Consider the following 22,904-nt stretch of genomic DNA (forward strand, 5'->3'; position numbering starts at 1 on the left):
TCAGATCTCCAGGGACGGAAGGATGTTTTCGGAAACCGACGCGTTCAATACGCCGGTTGCAACAAGTTCGCTGACGGCTTGCAGGTCGCCTGCCATGTAGCGATCGACCTCCAGCGTCGGCACCACATTGCGGATGGCAGCGATCGCCTTTTGCAGTTCATGGCTGGTCGCAAGCGGTGTGCGCAATTCTACGCCTTGTGCGGCCGTCAATGCCTCGATGCCGACGATGCCGAAGAGGTTTTCGGTCATCTGCAACAGCCGGCGTGCACCATGGCAGGCCATGGAAACATGGTCTTCCTGGTTCGCCGAAGTCGGCGTCGAGTCGACGGAAGCTGGATGCGACATCTGCTTGTTTTCGGACATCAGCGCGGCAGAGGTCACCTCCGCAATCATCAGACCGGAATTGAGCCCTGGCTTCTTGGCGAGGAAGGCTGGAAGCCCGTAAGACAGAGCCGGATCGACGAGCAGCGCGATTCGGCGCTGCGAAATTGCACCGACCTCGCAGACCGCAAGCGCGATCTGATCGGCGGCGAAGGCGATCGGCTCCGCATGGAAGTTACCGCCGGAAACGACGGAGTTGTCGGAAAGCACCAACGGATTATCGGTCACTGCATTGGCTTCGATTTCGAGGGTGCGTGCGACCGACCGGAGAAGATCGAGGCAGGCGCCATCGACTTGCGGCTGACAACGAATGCAATAGGGATCCTGCACGCGCTCGTCGCCCTCTATATGACTTTCACGGATAACGGAGCCTTCAAGCAGCGCCCGCAAAGCCGCGGCCGTATCGATCTGGCCGCGATGACCGCGAAGCGTGTGGATATCCGGATGGAACGGTGCCGAAGAGCCCATGGCCGCATCGGTGGACATGGCGCCGGTGATCAGGGCCGCATGGGCGGCACGATGCGCACGGAATAGGCCGGCAAGTGTAAGCGCGGTTGAGGTCTGCGTGCCGTTGATCAGCGCAAGGCCTTCTTTAGCGGCGAGAACGACCGGCGTAAGGCCGGCCCTGTTCAACGCTTCCGCGCCTGGAAGCCGCTCGCCTTTGAAGTAGGCTTCGGCCTCTCCCATCATTACGGCCGCCAGATGCGCAAGCGGCGCAAGATCGCCCGAGGCGCCGACGGAACCTTTTTCCGGAATGACCGGTATGACGCCCTTGTCGAGCATTGCTTCGATCAGCCGCACCAGCTCCAGTCGCACGCCGGAGGCGCCGCGGCCGAGCGACACGAGCTTCAGCGCCATGACGAGGCGCACGATATTTTCGGGCAGCGGCGCGCCCACCCCACAGCAATGCGAGAGGATGAGATTGCGCTGAAGTGTGGCGACATCGGCACTGTCGATCTTAATCGAAGCGAGTTTTCCGAAGCCGGTATTGATGCCGTAGACGGGCGCATTGCCGGCGGCGATCTCGGCTATGCGCGCCGCCGCCTTCCTTATGCCGGCATCAAATGCGGGATCGAGTTCTGCCGGTTCGCCGGTCCAGTAAATTTTTTCCAGCTGTTTCAGCGAAACGGAGCCTGGGTGGAGAATGATGGTCAACGGTCGATCCTTTCGCCCTTGAAGACACGCGCAAAGAGCGGGTTGAAGCCGATACGATAGACAAGTTCGGCCGGGCTCTCGATCTCCCAGATGGCAAGATCGGCGGATTTTTCGGCCTGTATTGTTCCCGTTTCGGCAATAAGGCCGAGTGCGCGAGCCCCTTCACGTGTGGCCCCTGCAATACACTCCTCAACCGTCAGACCGAAGAGCGTCGCCGACATATTCATCGTCAAAAGCAGGGAGGTGAGAGGCGATGTGCCTGGGTTGCAATCCGTCGCGACCGCGATCGGAACACCGGCGGCGCGCAGCGCCTTGACGGGTGGTTTCTGTTTTTCGTTGATGGAATAGAATGCGCCGGGCAGCAGTACCGCGACGGTTCCGGCTGCCGCCATGGCGACCACGCCGTCATCGTCGAGATATTCGAGATGATCCGCCGAAAGCGCACCATACTCAGCGGCAAGTGCAGCTCCACCGAGATTGGACAACTGCTCGGCATGCAGCTTCACCGGAAGGCCAAGCGCCTCGGCGCGATCAAAGACAAGGCCGATCTCGTCCGTTGAGAAGGCGATGCCTTCGCAGAACCCATCGACGGCATCGACAAGGCCTTTGCCGTGTGCCTCTTCGAGCCCGGGCAGCACGATTTCGGTTATATAGTCGCTATTGCGGTCCTTGTATTCGGCGGGTGTCGCATGGGCGCCGAGATAGCTCGTCTTGACGCGCACCGGACGCATACTGCCGAGAACACGGGCAGCCTCCAGCATCTTCACTTCGCCAGCGATGCTGAGACCGTAGCCCGACTTGATCTCGATGGTCGTCACCCCCTCGCAAAGCAATGTATCGAGGCGGGGCAGGGAAGCTTGCACGAGGCCTTCGACAGAAAGCGCATTCGTCGCCTTGACCGAGGAGACGATGCCACCGCCAGCGCGGGCAATCTCTTCATAGGTCGCGCCGTCAAGGCGCATTTCGAATTCGCGCGCCCGGTTGCCGCCATGAACGATGTGGGTGTGGCAATCGACGAGCCCCGGCGTCACCCAGCGGCCCTCAAGGTCGATGATTTCGGCACGTTCGATGACGGAAACCGGCAATTCGCCCTCCGGGCCGGCATAGCGGATTCGGCCGTTTTCCGTGACGATCGCGCCTTTTTCAACAATACCCAGCCCCGGCTTACCCGGATCGAGCGTCGCGAGCCGGCCATTTCGCCAGAGGCTCGGTCTCTGCTCCCGCGTAAAAAGATTGTTCCCGCTCATCAGCTTTACGCCTTTCCTTCGCTCGAAACATGTATATACATAATAATCGGGTGACAAGTGGAAATTTGGGCGTTTCCATGGAAAAGAAAGATGGAAGGCCGACAGGAAGGGAAAAGGCGATGACGACACTTCATGCGGCGACTGCGCTCCTGCCTAAGGGGTGGCAAAGCGACGTGCGTCTCACAATTGATGGCAGCCTTATCGCGAAGATTGAGGTCGGCGCGAAGGCCGAGGCGAGCGACGAGTGCCACAACCTCCTTGTTCCTGCGATGCCCAACCTGCACAGCCATGCCTTCCAGCGCGCCATGGCCGGCCTTGCTGAAGTCCGTGGTCCTGCAAGCGACAGCTTCTGGAGTTGGCGGACGGTGATGTACAGGTTCGCGCATTCGATGACGCCGGAGCATGTCCAGGCCGTCGCCGCACAGCTTTACATGGAAATGCTTGAAGCCGGTTTCTCGCGTGTCGGCGAATTCCACTATCTGCATCATGACAAGGACGGCAGTCCTTATGCCAATATTGCGGAGTTGGCCGAACGCATCGGCGCGGCGAGCGAGACGGTCGGTATCGGCCTGACATTGCTGCCGGTCTTTTACGCGCATTCGAGCTTCGGTGGTGCTGCTCCCCTCGAAGGCCAGCGGCGCTTCATCAACTCGCTTGAGAGCTTCGGCAAACTGATGGAGCGGGCACACACGATCACCCGCAAGCTGGAAGGCGCAAAGATTGGGATTGCGCCACACAGCCTTCGCGCCGTCACGCCTGATGAGTTGGCAAAGCTTTTGCCGCTTGCAGAAGGCGGTCCGGTCCATATCCACGTCGCCGAACAGGTCAAGGAAGTGGACGATTGCATCGCCTGGTCAGGCGCAAGACCCATCGAGTGGCTCCTTGAGCATGCGCCCGTCGACCACCGCTGGTGCCTCATCCATGCTACCCACATGACCGAGGATGAAACGCGGCGTATGGCAAAAAGCGGATCGGTGGCCGGTCTCTGCCCCATCACTGAAGCCAATCTCGGCGACGGGGTTTTTCCAGCGCCGATCTTTCTCGAAGAGGGCGGGCGTTATGGCATTGGGTCGGACTCGAATGTGCAGATTACGCTTCCCGGGGAGCTTCGCCAGCTCGAATATTCCGAGCGCCTGGCGCTTAGGGCCCGCAACGTGATTGCAGAAACCCGCGGCTCGACGGGCCGCTCGCTGTTCGATCACGCGCTTTTAGGTGGTGGTACCGCGCTCGGTGCTGCTGCGGGCCTCGCCGAAGGCAATTATGCGGATATCGTCGCGCTTGACTGCAGCACGGTGCCTTATCTCGCCCATGATCAAATCCTCGACCACTGGATATTCGCCGGCAGCGTCGCTGTCGATTGCCTCTGGGCCCTTGGCCGCAAACAGGTCGAAGCCGGCCGTCATCGCCAGCGCGAGGCGATCAGTCGACGTTTCCTCGCTGCGATGGCCGAAATGCTTGCCGCCTAAGTCTTTCCTTGCTGCTGCATTCGCAATAGAGCAGATGGCGCGAAGCGGAGAGAATGATGAACGACAACAAGGATGCGACCCTGCATCAGCGCATCTTGAGCGAGATCGAAGGTCGCATCGTTTCGGGCGGGTGGCCGCCGGGTTATCGCATCCCCTTCGAGGTCGATCTCGCTGCGCAATACGATTGCTCACGAATGACTGTCAACAAAGTGCTGACGCAGCTGGCCAAGGCCGGGTTGATCGAGCGCCGCAAGAAATCCGGCAGCTTCGTCACCCAGCCGCAGGCGCAGTCCGCTGTGCTGGAAATCCGCGACATCAAAGCAGAAGTTCAATCGCTGAATTTACCGTACGCCTATTCGGTCACAAAGAACGCGAGCCGCAAAACAAAGGCGGATGACAAACTCGATCTTCCGGCCGGCGGTCTCGTTAAAGAGGTCGTTTGCGTCCATTTTGCGGGCACCCGGCCCTTCTGCCTGGAACAGCGTCTGATCAACCTTGGCACCGTTCCGGAAGCGGGTGATGCCAACTTCGGCGCAATCGCGCCTGGCCCCTGGCTTCTAAAGCAAGTACCGTGGAGCAAGGCGGAGCACAAGATTTACGCGTTTGCGGCTGGTGCTGAGGAAGCCGCAGCGCTTGACATCCCCCGTTCTGCGGCCTGCCTCGTTATCGAGCGCCGCACCTGGAGCAGTGCCGGGCCTGTGACGCATGTGCGCTTTACCTATCCCGGCGACCGCCATGCGCTCGTTGCCCGTTTCAGCCCGGCCTCCTGAGAAATCGCAGCAGGTCTATTGCGAATCAGCCCGCAAATAGCGGAAGTAAACATCAAGATGACTTCCGGCCGATAAGATGCGCTACGAAATCGACAATACCCTGCTGAAGAGCCTGCTGCCCGCATTCGCGCTGGCGGAGGATATGCTGGCCAGGCTGGATGAGAGGGTGGCCCGTTCGCCGGTCGGCGCTGGTTTTGCCGAGCGCGGCCACTTTTTCGACGCTGCAAGCGCGCTCTGGGTTGCTGGAGAACTCGTGCATGTCGAAGACCTGGTGCTGCACGACGCGCATATGGACAGCCGGACACCGAGCCACGAGCTGACGATTGCCCATGCCGTGCTGCGCGCACGGCGTCGCATCTGGACGGCCGACCCCATCTGGGCGCTGAGTGGCGCCGGATTGAATGTACTTGCCGGCGCCGGTTTGGAGGATGCCGGGCGGGCACCCGAGGTAAGGAGCACGCTAGCGTCGCCTGACGAAGAAAAGGACGAAGGCGAAGCGCTGCTGTCGATGGAACTTGCCGAGATCGACGCCGTACTGGCGCGCTCTCAGCGATTGCTCGACACTCATCTCGGCAGAGGTTCTAAGGTGGAAGAAAGGCCGAAGGAGACGCCTGCCGATCCGCTTGGCCTGTTCGGCGACGAGGAATGGGACGAGGCCCAGCGTCTATCCGATTGGCGTGCGGTTATTCCACTCGCCGAGGAGTTGCCTTCCGCCTTAGGCGCAGCCGTCCTTTTTGAGGCCTGGGAGAGAACCGAACCGCTTCGGCGGCAGCACTGGCTGGGCGGCCTTCTGGTTTCGAGCTATCTACGATCGCGTGGCAAGGTCGCCTCTCATCTCTTTTCATTCTATGCCGGATTGAAGGTAATCCGCCATGAGCGCCGCCGCTCGCGCGATCGGGCGACGCGGCTGCTCGCCTTCCTGGAGGCAATGCGTGAGAGTGCGGCGGCCGGCCTTAAGGATATGGATCGGTTATCCCTTGCCCGCACCCAGATGGAACTGCGGTTCAGGGATCGCCGCTCGAACAGCAGCCTGCCGCAGCTTGCGGAATTCGTCCTTTCGCGGCCCATGGTCTCCTCGACGATGGTTGCCCGTCAGTTGCGGGTGACGAGCCGGGGCGCACTCAATCTCCTCAACGAGATCGGCATCCGCGAAATCACCGGCCGCGGACGCTACCGCGCCTGGGGTATCATCTGAGACAAAAATGAAGACGGCCGAGCATGAGGCCCGGCCGTCTTTTTTCAGTGAACGCCCGGCCCGCCATCTTGTCACAGACTACGGACCGAGCGTTCTTGCGCTTCCATTGCCCCCAGAAGCGCAGTCTCTATTCCCGCTCGCCCGTGAAGTTGAGCAGGAGCTGGAAGATGTTCACGAAGTTCAGATAGAGTGAGAGCGCGCCGAAGACAGCAAGCTTCTGGTTCGATTCCTGATCGTGATTTTCCGAATACTGTTCCTTGATGTTCTGCGTGTCCCAGGCGGTCAGGCCGACGAAGACGACGATACCGATCACCGAAATGGCGAACTGCAGCGCGCTCGAACCCAGAAAGAGGTTGACGATGCTGGCGATGATGACGCCGATCAGGCCCATGACGAGAAACGAGCCGAAGCGGGAAAGATCACGCTTTGTCGCGTAGCCATAGAGACTGGTCGCGCCGAACATCGTCGCGGCGATGAAGAAGGTGCGCGCAATGCTCGTGCCGGTAAAGACCAGGAACACCGAGGCAAGCGACAGTCCCATGACCGCGCAGAACGCCCAGAAAGTCATCTGGGCAGCACTTGCCGACATCGTCTGGATGCGGAACGTGAAGAAGAAGACGAAGGCAAGCGGTGCGAGCATCACCACCCACTTCAAGGGTGACTGGAAGATCGGGACGTAAAGAGCCGGCGTGCTGCCGACGATGAAGGCGACGATCCCGGTGATGACCAGGCCGAGACCCATGTAGTTGTAGACGCGCAGCATATGCTGGCGGAGGCCCTCGTCGAAGATAGCCTGCGTGCCTGCGGCGGAGCCGTAGCCGTATCGCGGATTGTTCGGATTCATGTTGATCTCCTCGGGTTGACACTAGTAGAGCGAACGGGCAAGCCCTTCGGCAGCCCGGTCGAGTTCAAGATCCTTGTCGCTGGCAATCAGCGCATAGGCGACCTCGCCGATCTGCCAGTAAGCAGCCTCGGCATTGTCGAGCGCCAGATGGCTGACCGGCTGAACAGCAAACGCGCCGGGCCGCACGGCAAAAAGCGAAAGCCGCTTTCCGTCCGGTTCCCGGATTGCCATTTCGACACTGGGGCCGAACTCAGACGGAAAGATCTGGACATCGGAAACCTTCCAGTCTTTCGGGAGCTCTGGCATCGCGATTGCGGTCGCCGCACGAATGTCGTCGGCATTATAGTGCGCCGCCGGCTGCGAGGGCATCGTTTCGCGAAGCTTGGCCGTCTGGTAGGCGCGCACCGCATCCTCGACGTAGGGCGGGGCCGGAACGGATGCAGCCACCTCCGTCGCCGTAAAGGCACCAAAGGATGTATGCGCCACCCAGCCTGCCATCACAAGCACGCCGACGGCGGCAATCCGCTGAACCGAATGCAGGATACGGCCGTAAGAAAGTCCCCGCTCTAGCCGCCGTGCGGCATCGCGGGTTTCGATCCGGCCAAAGGCGTTCTCTCCGGCAAGCGCCAGACGCAGCTCTCCCTTGATGCTGAGATCTGCCATGACCTTTGCTGCAATCGCCGGATTCTCAGAGAGATAAGACTCCACCTGGATGCGGCGCGCCACGTCCAGTTCGCCATCCACATAGGCGTCGAGATCGGCATCGATGATCGGATCAACTGCTTTCATTGCCGTTCCTTCCGATTAACCTCAGGTGCGAGGCACGCGGCGTCGCTGCCTCGAATTCGCGAAGCTGGGCCCGGGCGCGCGAGATCCGCGACATCAGCGTTCCGACCGGGATGCCGAGCGAGGCTGCAGCTTCTTGGTAGGAAAGATCCTCGATCGCAACGAGATGCAGTGCTTCGCGCTGTTCTTCCGGTAGGTCGAAGAAAGCATCGCGAACCTGCTGAAGACGCACAGCGTGTTCCTGTCCCGCCGGCAGCGACTGGTCTGCCTCGATGGCTGCCTTATCGTGCCGGCGCGTTATGGACCGGTTCTGACGAACCCGGTCGATATGGGCATTGTGGAGAATGGAAAGCAGCCAGGTCCTGAGGTTGCCGCCGCGCCTAAAGCTCTGCCGCTTCTCGAAGGCACGCACAAGCGCATCATGGACAAGATCTTCGGCGTCATCCGAATTGCGCACCAACGCACGCGCATAGCGCCTCAGCGCTGCGAGCTGCCCGATGACGTCGAATGGCCGTTCTTTCCGTTCCATGACTGAGTATACGACTGTCCGTGAGGTTTTATTCCAGTTCTTCGGAAGTTTTTTAACGGATGGTCCCAATATACGAAGCGAAATTGTCAATCAGCTGGCTGAAGAGTTGGCTGCCAAGAAGCGTATCAGTAAGACCGAGGCCGTGCGGCTTGCAGTTGAAAACGAGCTTCGCCGCACAGATGAAAAGCTCTCTCCGTGAGCGTTCAAGGCCACTGCAGGAAAGATCGCGTCCTATCGGGATAGCGCCGTCGGCCCCCGATAAGACGTTCTTCGACGATCTCACCGGCGAATACTGATGTTCGTCGATGCACGCTCATCATTGCGCTATCTTGCAAGGACAGAAATGGGGTCGTTTGGCGAGAGCCCTCGATGAGGTTTTCGCGCGGCACGCTCGTCACTTCCGTCATTGCTGTGTGGGAGGCGTCGGCCGTCATCCATCGCAAGAAACAGATTCCGATGGCCGAAGCCGAGGCGCTTAGATCCAGGAATTTCTGCGGCTTGCAGAGATCGCAGTCGTATCGATAACGCTTACCGAAATACCATTGCCCTCAGCGCCTTTGAAAAATATGGACACCATCGCTATCCGGATGCTAACCGCAACAGTGCTCGATCTGGCAGATTGTTTTCATTATCCTGACGAAGGATGCCGGTTTCGCGCGCTGACCGATCTCGAGACAATTGGTCCTGATTTCTAGACCGTTTTTCCATCCGACAACTCCTCCAGAATTGGACAATCCGGCCGGCCGTTGCCGTGGCATGCATGCACCAGATGCTCCAGCGTCCGGCGCAGTTCCATCAACTCGCGGATCTTGCGATCAATCTCATTGAGCTTGCCTTGGGCGATCTCCTTCACATCGGCGCTTGCCCGGCTTTTGTCCTCGTAGAGCGCCAAAAGCTGGCGGCATTCCTCGACGGAGAAACCCAAGCCACGCGAGCGCTGGAGGAAGCGCAGCTTATGGACATCGGCTGCGGCATAGTCGCGGTAGCCGTTTCCGCCCCTGTCGGGGCGGATCAGGCCGATATCCTCGTAGTAGCGGATGGTCTTCGATGGCAGACCGGACCGGTCCGATGCTTCGCCGATGTTCATCCTCTTGTCCTTTCAGAGTTTCTGGAGCCTCAGTCTCAACGCGTTGCCGATCACGGAGACCGACGACAGGCTCATGGCGGCTGCGGCAATCATCGGCGAGAGCAGTAGGCCGAAGACCGGGTAGAGCACGCCCGCGGCGACGGGCACGCCAAGCGCATTATAGCCGAAGGCGAAGCCGAGATTCTGGCGGATGTTGCGCATCGTCGCCTCCGCCAGCCGCCGGGCACGCACGATCCCGTTGAGGTCACCCTTCACCAAGGTGATGCCGGCGCTTTCCATCGCAACATCTGCGCCCGTTCCCATGGCGATACCGACATCTGCAGCGGCAAGCGCCGGAGCGTCATTCACGCCGTCGCCGGCCATTGCAACGACCGCGCCCTTTGCATGCAGTTCGTCGATCAGCGCCTTCTTGCCTTCCGGCAAAACGTCGGCGCGCACTTCATCGATCCCGAGGCTTTTTGCGACGGCGCTTGCCGTGCGCTCGTTGTCGCCGGTCGCCATGATGATGCGCAGCCCGCTTTCGTGCAACGCACCGATCGCCTCGGCCGTTGTCGCCTTGATGCGATCGGCAACCGCAACGAAACCCGCAAGGCTGCCGTCGATGGTGACGAACATCACGGTCTTGCCCTCGTCACGCAAGGCGCGGGTCCTTTCGGCAAGCGGCGCGGGATCGATACCGAGATCACTCATCATCGCGGCGTTGCCGAGCGCCACGGCCGTATTGTCGGCATTGCCTTTTACGCCTTTGCCGGTCACAGCCTCGAAGCCGGTGACCTCAACCAGTTTGACGTTCCGCTCTTCTGCGCCGGCAACGACAGCTTCGGCAAGCGGATGTTCGGAACCGCGCTCCAGGCTCGCCACGAGCAGCAGCAGCCGTTCCTCGCTTACGGCGTCCATCGGCACGACGTCGGTAAGACGCGGCTTGCCTTCGGTCAATGTGCCCGTCTTGTCGACGATCAACGTATCGACCTTCGAAAAACGCTCCAGTGCTTCAGCATCCTTGATCAGCACGCCCTCCTGCGCGCCACGGCCGGTCGCAATCATGATCGACATCGGCGTCGCAAGGCCAAGTGCGCACGGGCAAGCGATGATGAGCACGGCAACTGCGGCAAGCAGTCCATGCGCCATTGACGGCTCCGGCCCGAAAATGGCCCAGGCGAGGAAGGCAACAATCGCGGTTACAACGACGGCAGGTACGAAAATGGCCGAGACCCGGTCAACTGCGCCCTGGATTGGCGCACGCGAGCGCTGTGCCTTGGCGACCATATCGACGATACGCGACAACATTGTTTCCGCGCCCACGCGCTCGGCCGTCATTACGAAAGTGCCGTTGCGGTTGATCGTGCCGCCGGTGACAGCATCGCCTTTTGTCTTCTCAACGGGGAGGGCCTCACCGGTGATCATCGATTCATCGACGGTTGATTGCCCTTCGCTGACCGACCCGTCGACCGGCACGCGCTCGCCCGGCCGCACCCGCAGCCGGTCACCGCTTGCGATCTCGTCCACTTCGATGTCCGTTTCGCTGCCGTCGGCACTAAGGCGGCGCGCCGTCTTGGGCGCAAGGTCGAGCAGTGCCCTAATGGCTGAGCCCGTCCGCTCGCGCGCCTTCAGTTCCAGCACCTGGCCGACGAAGACCAGCGCCACGATGACGGCAGCCGCCTCGAAATAGACAGGCACCGTCTCGCCGTGCCCCCTGAAACTCATGGGAAAGAGGCCGGGTGCAAGCGTCGCGACGACGCTGTAGACATAGGCGGTACCGACGCCGAGGCCGATCAGCGTCCACATGTTCGGACTGCGGTTGAGGAGGGAGTTCCAGGCCCGGCGGAAGAAGGGCAGGGCCGCCCAGAGCACGACAGGGGTTGCGAGCAAGAGTTCGGTGAAACTCACCAGCGGTTCGCCGACCGCATCGCGCAACGGCAGTCCGATCATCGGACCCATGCTGAGCACGAGCAGCGGAATGGCCAACGCGGCGCTCATCCAGAGCCTCCGCGTGAAATCGGCAAGCTCCGGGTTCGGACCCTCTTCTGCTGGTGGAATACCCATCGGCTCCAACGCCATGCCGCATTTCGGGCAGTCGCCAGGGTGATCGCTGACGACTTCCGGATGCATGGGGCAGGTATATTGCGTACCCTTGGGCATAGGCTTCGGCGCTTGCCGTTTTTCCTGACGAGAGATTTCTGGGTCGGCCTCGAACTTTGCCTTGCACCCTGCCGAGCAGAAGTAGAATTTATCGCCGTCGCGCTTCAGGAAATGCTGCGCTGTCGCGCGATCGACGGACATGCCGCAAACCGGATCCTTCGCCGTCAGATAATCTTTCGGATTGGCTTCGAATTTCTTCCGGCAACCGTCGCTGCAGAAATGATAAGCACGGCCCTGGTAATTGAGGCTTGGCTTGCCCGCGTCCGGATCAACCGTCATGCCGCAGACGGGATCACGTGCCAAAGCGGCCTCGCCGAGATTGTCCAGGCTTTGGTGACAGGAGCAATTGCTACTTCCGTGATGATGATGATCTTGTTTGTTCATAGGCTTCTCCTTTGCCCGGACAGGCAGTGGATAGGCTTATGAACCTTCCAGTAACTGGAAGGTCAAGCGATAATTCATGGTCCTTCGTCGGTTCCGACAGGTTCGATGAGCGCCACAGGCTGGCCGCCAAGGAGCGCCGAAAGTGGCAACTCGCCTCGCGGATCAAGAATTCGACCGGTCAGGAGATCGCAGCGGCGACCTTCAAGGAAGGCCGGCACCCGGATTACCGTATCGTTCCAGAATTCCGGACCGGCGAATAAAACGCCTGGATCGAGCCAGCCGAGCATCAACCGTGGAACGACGGTCATCGCATAGCTTCCGTTCAACTCTCGCGCAAAGGCAACAACATGATCCTTGCGGCTGCCTGACACCTTAAGCGGAACATAGTTGCCTTGCGCAAAAAGCTCCGGCTGCCGCTTTCGAAGATGAAGACCGATTTGGACGATGCGCTGTTTCAGCGCGGGCACCGTCAGACTTACAATTGGCGCTCCTTCTGAGAGGCTGGAAAACAACGCCGTCATGTCGACAGGCCTGCGGTTATCAGGATCGACGAAGCTCAAATCCAAAAGCTCGGCCCCCTGATAAATATCTGGAATGCCGGGCGCCATCAGCTTAATCAGCGTCTGTGACAGGCTGTTTAGATAGCCGGCCTCGATGAAGGGCCGCATTACTGCTCCGAAATCCTCGTGGAAGACGAGATTGGTCGATGAAAGCAACGCTGTTGCATAAGCTCTGACTGCCGCCTCGTATCCGGCATGCGGCTCGTTCCAGCTCGTGCCGAGCTTTGCTTCACGGATCGCCTTTTCTGCAAAGGCCGTGAAGCGCCCGATCAGCGCTTCGGCCTTTCCGTTTAAGAAATCCTCCGGCCATATCCCGGCAAGCGCCTGATAGAGCATCCATTCGACATTCGGTTCGGGCGTCAGTCCGCCCGGCAGTTCGATCAGACGGTCGCGGTTCATCTCGCGCCAGCGCTCCACCGCCTGCGCCCAGACATCGGCTCCTTCACTCAAGGTATAAAGCCTTGCACGCGCATCCTCGCCGCGCTTGGTATCGTGCGTCGATGTCGTCGAAAGCCCGTGCGGATTAAGCTGCGCGCGCTTAAGCATCAGCGCATGGAAAGCCTCGACACCGCCCGGCTTGATATCCGGATCGCCGCCGACTTCGTTTACGGCAAGCAACCGGTTGTAGCGATAAAAGTGCGTGTCCTCCATTGCCTTGGCCATGACCGGTCCGCTTAACTGCTGGAAACGGCGGCGGAATTCTTTCGCCGCTGCTTCCCGTATCTCACCTTTCAATAGCCTTGCTACAACGTCGATCGCCCGCCGGTCGGCAAGCTTTTCAGCCGCGCTGGAAATGACCCTGCTGAGCACGTCCGCGTCCCGTGCTTCAAGCGGACCCTTGCTGCCATAGATGCGATAGACGGGAAAGGCGATCAGCGATTCGCGGATAGCTGCCGCAATTGCGGCGCGGTCAAGGTCGGGATAAAGGCCATGGACGATCTTCACCAGCCGCGTCGTCTCGCCTTCGAAGTTCCGCTCCACCATCAATTGCTTGGCCGCGCGAAGACCAGCAGTCATATCGGCCATATCCGGGGCAATATTCGCATAGGCGGTACCAAGCTGTTGCAGGCCGCCGCCGTCGACCAAGAGATGGGCGAGTGCCGAAATGAATTCGTAGCCGGTGGTCCCGGCGGTCGGCCAGCTTGCGGGCAGTGTCTCGTCATGGCCGAGGATCTTCTCGACGACTATATAGGTCTTGGATCCTGTCTCAGTGCGCAGCCTTTGCAGATATTGCTTCGGATCGGCCAAGCCATCGATATGGTCGAGCCGCAAACCCTCTACCTGCCCGGACCGAACGAGTTCGAGAATGAGCCGATGGCTATCGTCGAAAACCTGCTCCTCCTCAACGCGCAGGCCGACCAGACCCGTTACTTCGAAGAACCGCCGGTAGCTCAGATGTCTGGCCGCCTCTTTCCAATATGTCAGCCGCCAATGCTGGGCCTGGTGTAGACTGACGATCAGCTCTTGGTCTATTGCGAGGTCGACCAACGCCGGCTCATCTGCGCTTGCTGGAACAAGATTGGTGCTGTCGGGATTCAAGGGCAAAAGCGTATCGCAGTAGCCAAGCGCCAGTTCGCCGCTTTCCGGATCGCGCTTAAGCCGCAACTCGCCATCCGACAGTGCATCTTTGAATGGCTTGCCAAGGATCGGCAGGGTGAGCCGTTCGCTCCAGTCGATATCGAAATGGCGCGCATAGGGGCTTTCCCGGCCGAGCTTCAACACGCTTCGCCACCAGGGATTTTCCGTCGAGGCGGCCATATGGTTCGGCACAATGTCGAGGATGAGGCCGAGCCCGGCGTCTTTCAAAGCAGAGCTCAAGCGGTCAAAGCCCTCGCGTCCGCCGATTGCCGGCTCGATTTCATTGACATCGGTTACGTCATAGCCATGCGTCGAACCTCTCGTCGCGGCAAAGATCGGCGAAGCGTAAAGATGACTGATGCCGAGGGCTTTGAGATAGGGCACACATTCGATGGCCCGGTCGAATGTCATGCCGTTGCGGAATTGAATGCGGTATGTCGATGTCGGAAGCATCATGTTGCCTGCCGTTCCGGAGGAGACGGCCCGGAACGGTGACAACGGGCCCTTTGTTCCCCCCAATTCCAAGGTTTAGTCGATGAAGACACCGACGCTTGCCGCACGGCCCATCGCGTCGATCACCGTCAGTTTCGAGTAGCCGCCACCATCCGGCATCCACTGGTTGATGCGGCGGCGAGAAAGATCGGGCAGCGGCTTGCCGTTTGCAAGCCAGCGGAACGGCGCCCGGCCGCCCTGCAGTTTCAGCATCAATGGCGACAGATCACCGCTTCTTGCGCCGAGGTCGACATGCGCGCCCTCCGGTGGATAGACGATCTGCGGTGCCTGTTCGCGACTGGAAGTGGAAAGCAATCCGCTGGCATTTATCGAGAAACGCCGCTGGCTCACCGGCAGATCCGCCTGGGCGATGCGCACTGCGCCAGAGGGCGGGCGCGGCAAAGGTGTGGTTGCAATGCTCGACTTTGCAAAGGCCTCAAACAGGATAGGGGCTGCCGTGCCGTAACCGGTCGAACCCGGCACCGCGCCATTGTCCGGTCTTCCAACCCAGACACCGAGCACATACCGCCCATCGTAGCCAACTGACCATGCGTCGCGATAGCCGTAGCTGGTCCCCGTCTTGTAGGCGATGCCGCGCTGCGGGGCGCCTGCCGGTGGGATGACGCTGGAAAGAATATCCGAAACATTCCAAACGGCGACCGGCTCCAGCAATGGCTCTCCGTCTATCTTGCCGGGCTTTGCAGTTACGCCGTCGCCGATGCGAACCGGCTCGCCCTTGTTGGCAAGCGCCGTATAAAGCTGCACGAGGTCTTTCAACGTGATGCCTACGCCGCCGAGCCCGATCGCCAGACCGGGCGCTTCGTTCGGCGGCAGGATGGGGCGAACGCCGGCGCGGCGGAAGCGCACCAAAAGCCGCGCCGGATTGACGGCGTCAAGCAGCCTGACGGCCGGCACATTCAACGAAAGCTGCAATGCCTCGCGGACTGTTACGTCGCCTTGATAGCTCATGTCGAAATTGCGCGGCCGGTAACCGAAGAAATCGGCCGGCCGGTCCTCAATGATCGTTTCCTGGCTGACCAGTCCCTGCTCGAAGGCAAGACCATAGATGAAGGGTTTCAGTGTCGAGCCGGGCGAGCGGCTGACACGCGTCATGTCGATCCAGCCGGAACGGCTCGCATCGAAATAGTCCGCCGAGCCCACTTCGCCGACGATTTCGCCGGTGCGCGCATCGGCCATCACCATTGCGAGAGAAAGCTTCGGACGAAGGTTCATCGCGGCACTTTTCGCCGTTGCTTCGAGCCCTGCCTGTATCTGCTTCTTCAGCGTCGTGCGATGCTCGCGCTCGTTCGGCTTGCTGCGAAGTGCTGCTTCGGCCAAATGCGCGGCCAGGACTGGAAGCTGCATGCGCGTTGCCGGAACGAGTGTCGCCTCGGCGCGCTCGGCCTCTCCCTCGCCGATGGCTTCGGCCACGGCGGCGCGCTTCAGAACGCGTTTTCGTGCCGCTTCCGCTGCCGCCAGATTCCTGTCGGGGCGTCGTCGTTCAGGAAGCTGGGGGAGGGCAACGAGGAGGGCCGCCTGCGCCACCGTCAGCCGCTTCGGCTCCTTGCCGAAATAGGCAAGGCTTGCGGCACGCACGCCTTCCAGATTGCCGCCATAGGGCGCATGCGTCAGATAAAGATCGAGGATCTCTTTCTTCGAAAGCCGCCGCTCGATCTGGACGGCGCGTATCACCTGCAGGATTTTCGCCGAAAGCGAACGCCCGGTGCGCGGTTCGATCAGCCGCGCTACCTGCATGGAAAGCGTCGAGGCGCCGGAAACGATGCGGCCGTTGGTGACCAGCTGCAGGCCCGCGCGCCCGATTGCCAGCGGATCGATGCCGTGATGCTCGTAGAAGCGCCGGTCCTCATAGGCGATCAGCATGCGCATGAATTGCGGGTCGACATCCGCGACAGTGGTTTTCAGACGCCAACGGCCTTCCAGCGTCGCAAAGGCGCGCAGCAACTGACCATCGGCATCGAGCACTTCGGCCGAAACCGCACCGGTCCTTTCGAGGGGCGGCGGAAAGACCCTGTCGGCAGTGTCCAGCGCGAAGATAACCGAGCCGGCAAGAATGAAACCGGCCGCAGTTCCAATCGTGAGCTTGCGCCAGAGCCGCATTATCGTGCTGCGACAACCTCCATCTTGCCGGTCGCCGTGCGAGCCGAATATTCGGGGCGGTACATATCTTCAACGGTTGCCGCCGGATGGTCATAAACGCCCGGGGTGACGGCCCGCACGATATAGGCGACGTTGATTTCACGGTTGTCGTCCGAAGTCCGGTTGAGGGCCGCAACGAAGCGATCGTTGTGGAATTCGGTGTGCGCCGCCGTCTGTTCGCCGATCCAGTCGAAATTGGTGAGCTGAGCGCTGTCGACCAGGCTCGGATTGTCGATCTGGAGGCCCGCAGGCAGCAGATCGGTCATGACGATACGCGACGGCCAGGCGTTGGTTTCGGTCACGTGCAGCACCACCACATAACGCTCATTCTGCTGCGCCTCACTGATATTCACCGGCTCGCCATCAAGCGTGTAATAGGTGCGCTCGATGGCAAATCCGTTGCCGCCGGCAGGCAGCGGCGTGGCGGGTGCTGCGACTGTCGTGACGACCGCCGATACCGGATCGGTCATGGCGCTCGTCAGCGTCAGGGGATTGTTCATCAGCGCGTCGCCGCTCATCTTCGCCATGTAGGCACCGGTATGCAGCGCGCCGTTGACGTCCACCTTCAGCGAATCATCGCCGCTCTGGATCGCGCGCGCGGCAAGCAGCGTCCAGGCCTGCTCCTGGGTGCTCGTCCACTTGCTGCGGTCCCATTCCCTGCCGACGGCCTTTGCCAGTTCCGGAATGACTGGCGGGACAGGGCGGCTTTCGGCCGCAAGTGCCAGGATGGCCGCACCGTCGCGCAGGATCGAGCCGTAGTCGGTGCGCGAAAGATTGACGCGATGAACGATGGAATCCTCGGTCATCTGCAAAGCGTCAACGAAGATATTCTTCGAACGCGTCGCATCTCCGTAAAGTGCCAGTGCCGCGGCGATATGCGCTTTGGCAAGCGGCGTCGGGAAGTCGTTGATCATCGTGTCGGCGTAGTAGCGCAGATCGCTGATCGAGGCCTTCCTGTTGCGGGCAAGAACATAGATTGCATAGGCAATTTGATCGCCTTGCGTCTTGACGTCAACGTCGTAGCTCAGCGCGTTCTGCAGGTTCTCGAGCGCCTGGACCAGCGCACGGTCGGGCACGTCGTACTTCTCCTCACGCGCCCTCGTCAGGAAATCCGTGACATAGGAATCGAGCCAGAGGTCGCCCGAATCCGGTCCCCAAAGGCCGAAGCTGCCCGCCGATGCCTGATAGGACAGCACACGATAGATCGCATCCTGGACCCGCTTCTTGACGTCTGCATCGTCTTCGAGCCCGTTTTGTTTTGAAAGCTCGCTGAGATAAAGAAGCGGCAGCGCGCGGCTCGTTGTCTGTTCGGCGCAGCCGAAAGGATAACGGTCGAGTGACATCAGCAGTGCGGGAATGTCGAAGGCGGCCGAACGCGTGACGCTGACGCTGACCGAGGCGCCTGGCAGAACGCTGTTGGCCAGAAGTTCCTTGTCGACCCTCAGTTTCGCCCCCGGTTTTAAGGCGATGACGCGCCTTTCGGTCACGGGCAGTGACGATGGGCGGACCGGTACGTCGACCGTCTGATCAAGCGACAGTCCGGATGCATCCGACAGGTTGATCGAAACAGCGCCGTTGCCGGGCTGCTTGCCGATCACCGACAGCGTGAAGTCGGATTTCGCGCCGGCATCCAGACGGATCGTCCGCGAAGCTGCGGTCTCCTCGATCCCGACGGCTTCGTTGCCGGTCAGCTGCAGTTTGAAATCGCCGGCCGGCACATCTGTATTGGCGATGTCGAGGCGCAGTTCCGCCTTGTCGCCAGGCGCCAGGAATTTCGGCAGACTGGCGGTGACGACCACCGGATCGCGGATGACGATATCCTTGACGCCGTGCCCGACTCCATCCTTCGACCAGGCAACGGCCATGACACGCGCCGTGCCGTTGAATTGTGGAATGTCGAAACTGACATTCGCCTTTCCATCGGCGTCAAGCTTCACCGGACCCGAGAAGAAGGCGACGAGCTTTTGCGTCGGCGGGCTGCCCTGCAGCGCCACCGCGCCACCATCGCCGCCGGTTCTGAGCTTGCCTGTCGCGCCGAGCGAACCGTCAATCAGGCGGCCATAGAGGTCGCGGATTTCAAGACCGAGCTGGCGCTGGCCGAAATACCAGTCCTCGGGATTGGGCGCCTCGTAGCGCGTCAGGTTGAGAATGCCGACATCGACGGCCGCAACCGTGACATAAGCATCGTCATTGGCTCCAGCACCGGTCACCGCAAGGCTGATGTTCAGCGGTGCGCGCGGCAGCATCTTTTCCGGTGCATCGACTACGACCTGCAGCGCGCGCTGCTCGGGATCGACCGTCAGCCATTTGATGCCGATCGAGCGCATCGGCATATGGCTGTCCTGTGCGTCGCCCGGACGGAAGAGGGTTGCTGTCACATAGGCGCCAGCGCCCCATTCGGCGGTGACTGGGATCTCCACCTCGCCCCCAGTCTCACCGATCGTCGCATTTTGTACCGCAACGAGGTTTTCCGTCCCGGCCGTTACCATCAACTCGCCGCCATAACGGGAAGAAACCTTGAGCTTCGCCGTCTCGCCGATCTTGTAGCTCTCTTTGTCGAGCGCGATCTCGAGGCCGTCCGGCGTTTCGGTCGAGACAGCCTCCACCATCCAGCCGGCGTCGAATTCGACACTTGATGTCGGGCCGTCCGCGTTTGGGCTTTCGACTTCAAGTCGGTAGCGGCCCCAGCCAACCTGGGACGCTATCTTGCCGCCATCCAAGCCGGCATCAGTCGTGCCGCTGGCAAGCTGGCGCGCATTGAAAGCGGTTTCGTATTTCCATGCCGTGCCTTCCCGATACCATTGGTATTCGCGCTCAAGGAGCGAGAGCTTCCAGCGCAGCCCCTTCATTTCCTGCTTCTGGCCGTCGGCCGAGACGCCGATCACGTTGAAGCTGGCGATCGAATTCTCGGCTATATCGCCTGCAAATTCAGGCTTGATGCCGATCATCGGTCCCTGGTTTTTGACCGGGATCACCAGCGAGCGCTCCAACGCCCGGCCGCCCGATTCTTGCATGCGGATATAGACCGTCGCGTTCAACAACTGCGTGGTTGCGGGAAGATCACCGACCGCAAGATCGGTCGTTGCTTGGCCGTTCTCGTCCAATTCCGGCAGGCCTTCGATCGCCTGGCGGCTTTCCTCGTTCGCCTCTTCGTCAGAAAGACCAAAGACGTAACCCGGGAAGGATTGGCTTTCGCGCGTCGGCTTGATGACGACATCGCCTTCGAGTGTCAGGCCGGCTGCCGGCGCGCCGTAGAGATATTTGCCGCTGATAAAGATCGTTGCCGGCGTATCGGGACCGATTTCCTTGGCTTCTGTCTTCAGCTCCAGGTCGGTGCGATCGGGAACGAAATCGTCGACGAGGAATGTTCTGGTGCCGATCGGCAACCCCTTGGGGTCGGTATGGACGTTCATTGTCCAGCTGCCGCGCATGGCATTTTCCTGGATCGGGAGATCGATCAAATAGCCGCCGACGTCGCTGCTTTGCCGGACGATGCGCCGGTCTTCGACGCCATCGGGCCGCATGAAGATGAAGGTCAGCGGCAGCTTCTCGATCGCCTTTCCATCCGTATCGCGGGCAAGCGCGGTGGCATGCACGGTTTCGCCCACTCGATAGATCCCGCGCTCGGTCCAGGTCATGACATCGATCGCTCCGGGCGAGGCTCGTCCTGTCACGCCGCGATCGGACAAGTCGAAGCCTGCGCGCGTCATATCGAGGAAGACGTAGTCAGACGCCCCGTTGCGAGCAGCCAGGACGGCTGGCGTGAGTGCTGCCGTGCCGCGCAGCAGCCCGGCAGTGAAGGTGGCTCGGCCGTTTTCATCCGTCGTCGCGGTACCCAGGACTTCGTTGTTCTTGGCAAGCAGTTGCAGCTCGACACCGGCGATCGGCTTGGCGGAAGAGAGCGAGCGGGTAAAGACGTTGAGCCCGTCGGTTCCGGCGTAGGTCGTAACGCCGATATCGGAAACGACGAACCATTGTGTCGCCTTGGAATCCCACTCGTTTTCCGGCTTGTCGGCAGGCGAGGCGATCAGCACATAGATGCCCGGCCTGCGCTCGGGCAAGGCTTCATCAACGGGGAAGCTGGTAACGATATCCTTGTTAAGATCGTTGGCGATCTCGATCAAACCCTGCCACACGAGCTCGCCGCTTTCATCCTGAATGCGCTGCGCGCTATAGCCGTCGAGCTGCGTCAGAAACTGTGAACTGGTGAGAAGCGGAGCAATACCGCGATCGCCAATGCGGTAGAGCTTGAGGTTGGCAGTTTCGATATTGACGCTGACGAGCGGAATGCCGCGGCGCGCCGTCGAAGGCAGCACGAAGCTGTCGCCGGTAAACCGCACCATTTGACTGCGGTCCTTGACATAGACATCGAGGCTGACGGGTGCGTCCAGGACCTCGTCGACGGAAGAGGGAAGACCGGTGCGGAAGCTAATCTTGTAGGTTTCCCCGTGAACCAGGCCCTCGATGCAGATCTGCTTGTCCTTGGCTTCGAGCGCACTGGGGGGTTGTCCGTTCAGCGTCACGAACGGTGTATAGTCGACCGTCTTGACGAGGGATTCCGAGAAGGTCACGCAGGCACGCGGCGTTGCGCTGTCGGCATCGACATTGTGTTCGGTGATGCGGAAGCCCTGTTCCGACTTGAGCTTGAGATAGGCCGCCTGGACTTCCCTGGAGCTTGCCAGCGCAAGGCTTGCCTTATAGGCGTTGAGGGCCGCGCGGAAATTCGAATTCTTGGCGAGCGAGGTCGCAAGCACGGCAAGAGCATCGGCCCGCTTTGAGGCTGTGCGCGTCAGTTCGTAACCGTTCAACCCATCGAGAAGTGCCTGGCCGAAGGCCTGGCTGCCGGTGCCGCCGCGCGAATTTGCGGCGCGGGCCGTCTCCAGCCAGAGATCGGCATCGCCGGGCGTCAGCGCCAGCGCGCGATGAAAAGCGTCGATCGCGCTTGCGAGGTTGTTGGCGGTAAGATCAAGGCGCGCCGTTGCAGTCAGGCTGTCGACGGTCTGGCCCGGCTGAGCGTCGGTGAGCGCCAGATTGGCCTTGAAGTCGCGCGCTTGTTGGATGATGTCTTCCGAGAGAAAGCTGAGGCGAGGGGGCGCGCCGATATCGGGCTCGCGCGGTCCGGCCGCTGTTTCGACGATCCGACCGGCAATTGCGCCTGGAAAAGCGTTCATCGTCTTGAAGTCGGACTTCAGGAAACACCATTTCACCTTCGGGTTATAGGTGAACGCCTTGCAGCTCTTGTCGCCAATGCACGAGGTCTTGCATTGTTCAAGGGAAACGTTCTGTTCCGTCCGCAGATCAAAGCCGAAGAAGTCGGCGTCCTTGATCGTCTGGATATCGCGCTTCGTCTCCGCAGCTGTCGCGGGAGGGCTGGCCGCGATGGCAAAAAATGCAATGGCGGCGGATGCGAAAAACGAGCGTACAGACATAGGTTCCCCCCGGTCGCTGGCGCTGGATTGGGGCACTCTCCTGCGGCCGAAAAGACTTGTCAATACAACTTCAAATTTAGAGCTGCTTTTTATCAAAGGCTTACGTCGATTTTAATGTTTTATTAGTATTAACAATGACTTAATTAAAAAATAATGCGTATCGGCCCGGAACATATCCCGCCGTTGCCCGTTGTCCGGTCAAGTTCCGCCGGCCAAGGCCGACTGGTGCGAAGTTTCTCGCGTGCCCGGGCCGGCAAGGGCGTCTGGCCACGAATGTTTTGCGTAAGCTGGCTACAGGATAAACTCATGAACCAGAGAGTATTGATCGTAGAGGACGAGTTCTTGATCGCCCTCGATCTTGAAGCAACCGTTCAAGCCATGGGCATGGAAGTGACGGGGCTTGCCGCAAACAAGGAACAGGCATTGCGTTTTGCGCCGACGGCGGACGTCGCTTTTGTCGACGTCAACCTGTCGGATGGTGCAACTGGGCCGGAAATCGGCCGCCGGCTGGCGGAAGACCACGGCATTGCCGTCGTCTTTATGACAGGCAACCCGGAGATGGTGGCAGGAGGCGTCAAGGGGACGCTCGGCGTCGTCAAAAAGCCGGTCAAGCCGTCCGTCGTCGAGCAGTCGCTGAAGTATGCCGTCGCACGCCGCACTGGCGCGCTCGCTGCCGTTCCGTCGCAGATGCTTGTCTTTGCCTGA

Annotated in this window: 15 protein-coding genes; 5 read left to right on the forward strand and 10 right to left on the reverse strand. The window is 60.5% G+C overall.

Annotated elements, in window-relative coordinates; translation table 11 throughout:
- On the reverse strand, positions 1-1,536 hold the full coding sequence (hutH, locus tag A3C3_RS0126855; protein ID WP_022717667.1) for a histidine ammonia-lyase: 1,536 nt from the start codon (positions 1,534-1,536) through the stop codon (positions 1-3).
- Positions 1,533-2,783 carry an imidazolonepropionase gene (hutI, locus tag A3C3_RS0126860; RefSeq protein ID WP_022717668.1) on the reverse strand — a complete coding sequence of 417 codons (1,251 nt, stop codon included), beginning with the start codon at positions 2,781-2,783 and terminating at the stop codon, positions 1,533-1,535. The genes hutH and hutI overlap by 4 nt, the downstream gene beginning before the upstream one ends.
- A 119-nt stretch (positions 2,784-2,902) precedes the next feature.
- Here hutI and A3C3_RS0126865 point away from each other — a divergent pair, with 119 nt between their 5' ends.
- From A3C3_RS0126865 to A3C3_RS0126875, 3 genes are all read left to right on the forward strand, one after another.
- On the forward strand, positions 2,903-4,249 hold the full coding sequence (locus tag A3C3_RS0126865; protein ID WP_028740036.1) for a formimidoylglutamate deiminase: 1,347 nt from the start codon (positions 2,903-2,905) through the stop codon (positions 4,247-4,249).
- A 56-nt stretch (positions 4,250-4,305) separates the two neighbouring features.
- Positions 4,306-5,019, forward strand: coding sequence for a histidine utilization transcriptional repressor HutC (hutC, locus tag A3C3_RS0126870; RefSeq protein ID WP_022717670.1), 714 nt, complete (start codon positions 4,306-4,308; stop codon positions 5,017-5,019).
- Between the two features lie 76 nt (positions 5,020-5,095).
- Positions 5,096-6,214 carry an RHE_PE00001 family protein gene (locus tag A3C3_RS0126875; RefSeq protein WP_022717671.1) on the forward strand — a complete coding sequence of 373 codons (1,119 nt, stop codon included), beginning with the start codon at positions 5,096-5,098 and terminating at the stop codon, positions 6,212-6,214.
- Between the two features lie 127 nt (positions 6,215-6,341).
- Here the strand turns inward: A3C3_RS0126875 and A3C3_RS0126880 are convergent, their stop codons facing one another.
- Genes A3C3_RS0126880 through A3C3_RS0126890 form a run of 3 tightly spaced genes read right to left on the reverse strand, consistent with a single transcriptional unit; the run spans position 6,342 to position 8,373 of the window.
- Positions 6,342-7,058 (reverse strand): Bax inhibitor-1/YccA family protein, encoded by a 717-nt coding sequence (locus tag A3C3_RS0126880; RefSeq protein ID WP_022717672.1) that lies wholly within the window; start codon positions 7,056-7,058, stop codon positions 6,342-6,344.
- A gap of 21 nt (positions 7,059-7,079) precedes the next feature.
- Positions 7,080-7,847: an anti-sigma factor family protein gene (locus A3C3_RS0126885; protein ID WP_022717673.1), complete on the reverse strand. Its 768-nt coding sequence runs from the start codon at positions 7,845-7,847 to the stop codon at positions 7,080-7,082.
- Positions 7,834-8,373: a sigma-70 family RNA polymerase sigma factor gene (locus tag A3C3_RS0126890; protein ID WP_022717674.1), complete on the reverse strand. Its 540-nt coding sequence runs from the start codon at positions 8,371-8,373 to the stop codon at positions 7,834-7,836. Before A3C3_RS0126890 ends, A3C3_RS0126885 begins: the two co-directional genes overlap by 14 nt.
- Between A3C3_RS0126890 and A3C3_RS48235 the strand changes: the two genes are divergently transcribed.
- Entirely contained in the window at positions 8,372-8,572 is a 201-nt protein-coding gene (locus A3C3_RS48235) for a type II toxin-antitoxin system VapB family antitoxin (protein WP_312866174.1), read from the forward strand. The genes A3C3_RS0126890 and A3C3_RS48235 overlap by 2 nt on opposite strands.
- Before the next feature lie 492 nt (positions 8,573-9,064).
- On the opposite strand, the gene cueR is transcribed toward A3C3_RS48235, so the two are convergent.
- From cueR to A3C3_RS0126930, 5 genes are all read right to left on the reverse strand, one after another.
- Positions 9,065-9,460: a Cu(I)-responsive transcriptional regulator gene (gene cueR, locus A3C3_RS0126910; RefSeq protein ID WP_022717677.1), complete on the reverse strand. Its 396-nt coding sequence runs from the start codon at positions 9,458-9,460 to the stop codon at positions 9,065-9,067.
- Positions 9,461-9,472: 12 nt separating this feature from the next.
- The gene (locus A3C3_RS0126915) at positions 9,473-11,983 is read right to left on the reverse strand and encodes a heavy metal translocating P-type ATPase (protein WP_022717678.1); all 2,511 of its coding nucleotides are present in this window, start codon (positions 11,981-11,983) and stop codon (positions 9,473-9,475) included.
- 74 nt (positions 11,984-12,057) lie between these two features.
- Positions 12,058-14,577 carry a malto-oligosyltrehalose synthase gene (treY, locus tag A3C3_RS0126920; protein WP_022717679.1) on the reverse strand — a complete coding sequence of 840 codons (2,520 nt, stop codon included), beginning with the start codon at positions 14,575-14,577 and terminating at the stop codon, positions 12,058-12,060.
- 72 nt (positions 14,578-14,649) lie between these two features.
- Positions 14,650-16,731, reverse strand: a complete 2,082-nt coding sequence (pbpC, locus tag A3C3_RS0126925) for a penicillin-binding protein 1C (RefSeq protein ID WP_022717680.1) — start codon at positions 16,729-16,731, stop codon at positions 14,650-14,652.
- On the reverse strand, positions 16,731-22,199 hold the full coding sequence (locus A3C3_RS0126930; protein WP_022717681.1) for an alpha-2-macroglobulin family protein: 5,469 nt from the start codon (positions 22,197-22,199) through the stop codon (positions 16,731-16,733). The genes pbpC and A3C3_RS0126930 overlap by 1 nt, the downstream gene beginning before the upstream one ends.
- A gap of 306 nt (positions 22,200-22,505) precedes the next feature.
- Between A3C3_RS0126930 and A3C3_RS0126935 the strand changes: the two genes are divergently transcribed.
- The gene (locus tag A3C3_RS0126935; protein ID WP_022717682.1) at positions 22,506-22,904 is read left to right on the forward strand and encodes a response regulator; all 399 of its coding nucleotides are present in this window, start codon (positions 22,506-22,508) and stop codon (positions 22,902-22,904) included.

Origin of the sequence: Rhizobium mongolense USDA 1844, from assembly GCF_000419765.1 — a bacterium.
Classification (GTDB): Bacteria; Pseudomonadota; Alphaproteobacteria; order Rhizobiales; family Rhizobiaceae; genus Rhizobium; species Rhizobium mongolense.

Bases quoted from the DNA above. Each gene is read 5' to 3' on its own strand.
- hutI (WP_022717668.1), bottom strand. From the start codon at position 2,783: ATGAGCGGGAACAATCTTTTTACGCGGGAGCAGAGACCGAGCCTCTGG.
- A3C3_RS0126865 (WP_028740036.1), top strand. From the start codon at position 2,903: ATGACGACACTTCATGCGGCGACTGCGCTCCTGCCTAAGGGGTGGCAA.
- hutC (WP_022717670.1), top strand. From the start codon at position 4,306: ATGAACGACAACAAGGATGCGACCCTGCATCAGCGCATCTTGAGCGAG.
- A3C3_RS0126875 (WP_022717671.1), top strand. From the start codon at position 5,096: ATGCGCTACGAAATCGACAATACCCTGCTGAAGAGCCTGCTGCCCGCA.
- A3C3_RS0126880 (WP_022717672.1), bottom strand. From the start codon at position 7,058: ATGAATCCGAACAATCCGCGATACGGCTACGGCTCCGCCGCAGGCACG.
- A3C3_RS0126885 (WP_022717673.1), bottom strand. From the start codon at position 7,847: ATGAAAGCAGTTGATCCGATCATCGATGCCGATCTCGACGCCTATGTG.
- A3C3_RS48235 (WP_312866174.1), top strand. From the start codon at position 8,372: ATGACTGAGTATACGACTGTCCGTGAGGTTTTATTCCAGTTCTTCGGA.
- A3C3_RS0126890 (WP_022717674.1), bottom strand. From the start codon at position 8,373: ATGGAACGGAAAGAACGGCCATTCGACGTCATCGGGCAGCTCGCAGCG.
- cueR (WP_022717677.1), bottom strand. From the start codon at position 9,460: ATGAACATCGGCGAAGCATCGGACCGGTCCGGTCTGCCATCGAAGACC.
- A3C3_RS0126915 (WP_022717678.1), bottom strand. From the start codon at position 11,983: ATGAACAAACAAGATCATCATCATCACGGAAGTAGCAATTGCTCCTGT.
- treY (WP_022717679.1), bottom strand. From the start codon at position 14,577: ATGATGCTTCCGACATCGACATACCGCATTCAATTCCGCAACGGCATG.
- pbpC (WP_022717680.1), bottom strand. From the start codon at position 16,731: ATGCGGCTCTGGCGCAAGCTCACGATTGGAACTGCGGCCGGTTTCATT.
- A3C3_RS0126930 (WP_022717681.1), bottom strand. From the start codon at position 22,199: ATGTCTGTACGCTCGTTTTTCGCATCCGCCGCCATTGCATTTTTTGCC.
- A3C3_RS0126935 (WP_022717682.1), top strand. From the start codon at position 22,506: ATGAACCAGAGAGTATTGATCGTAGAGGACGAGTTCTTGATCGCCCTC.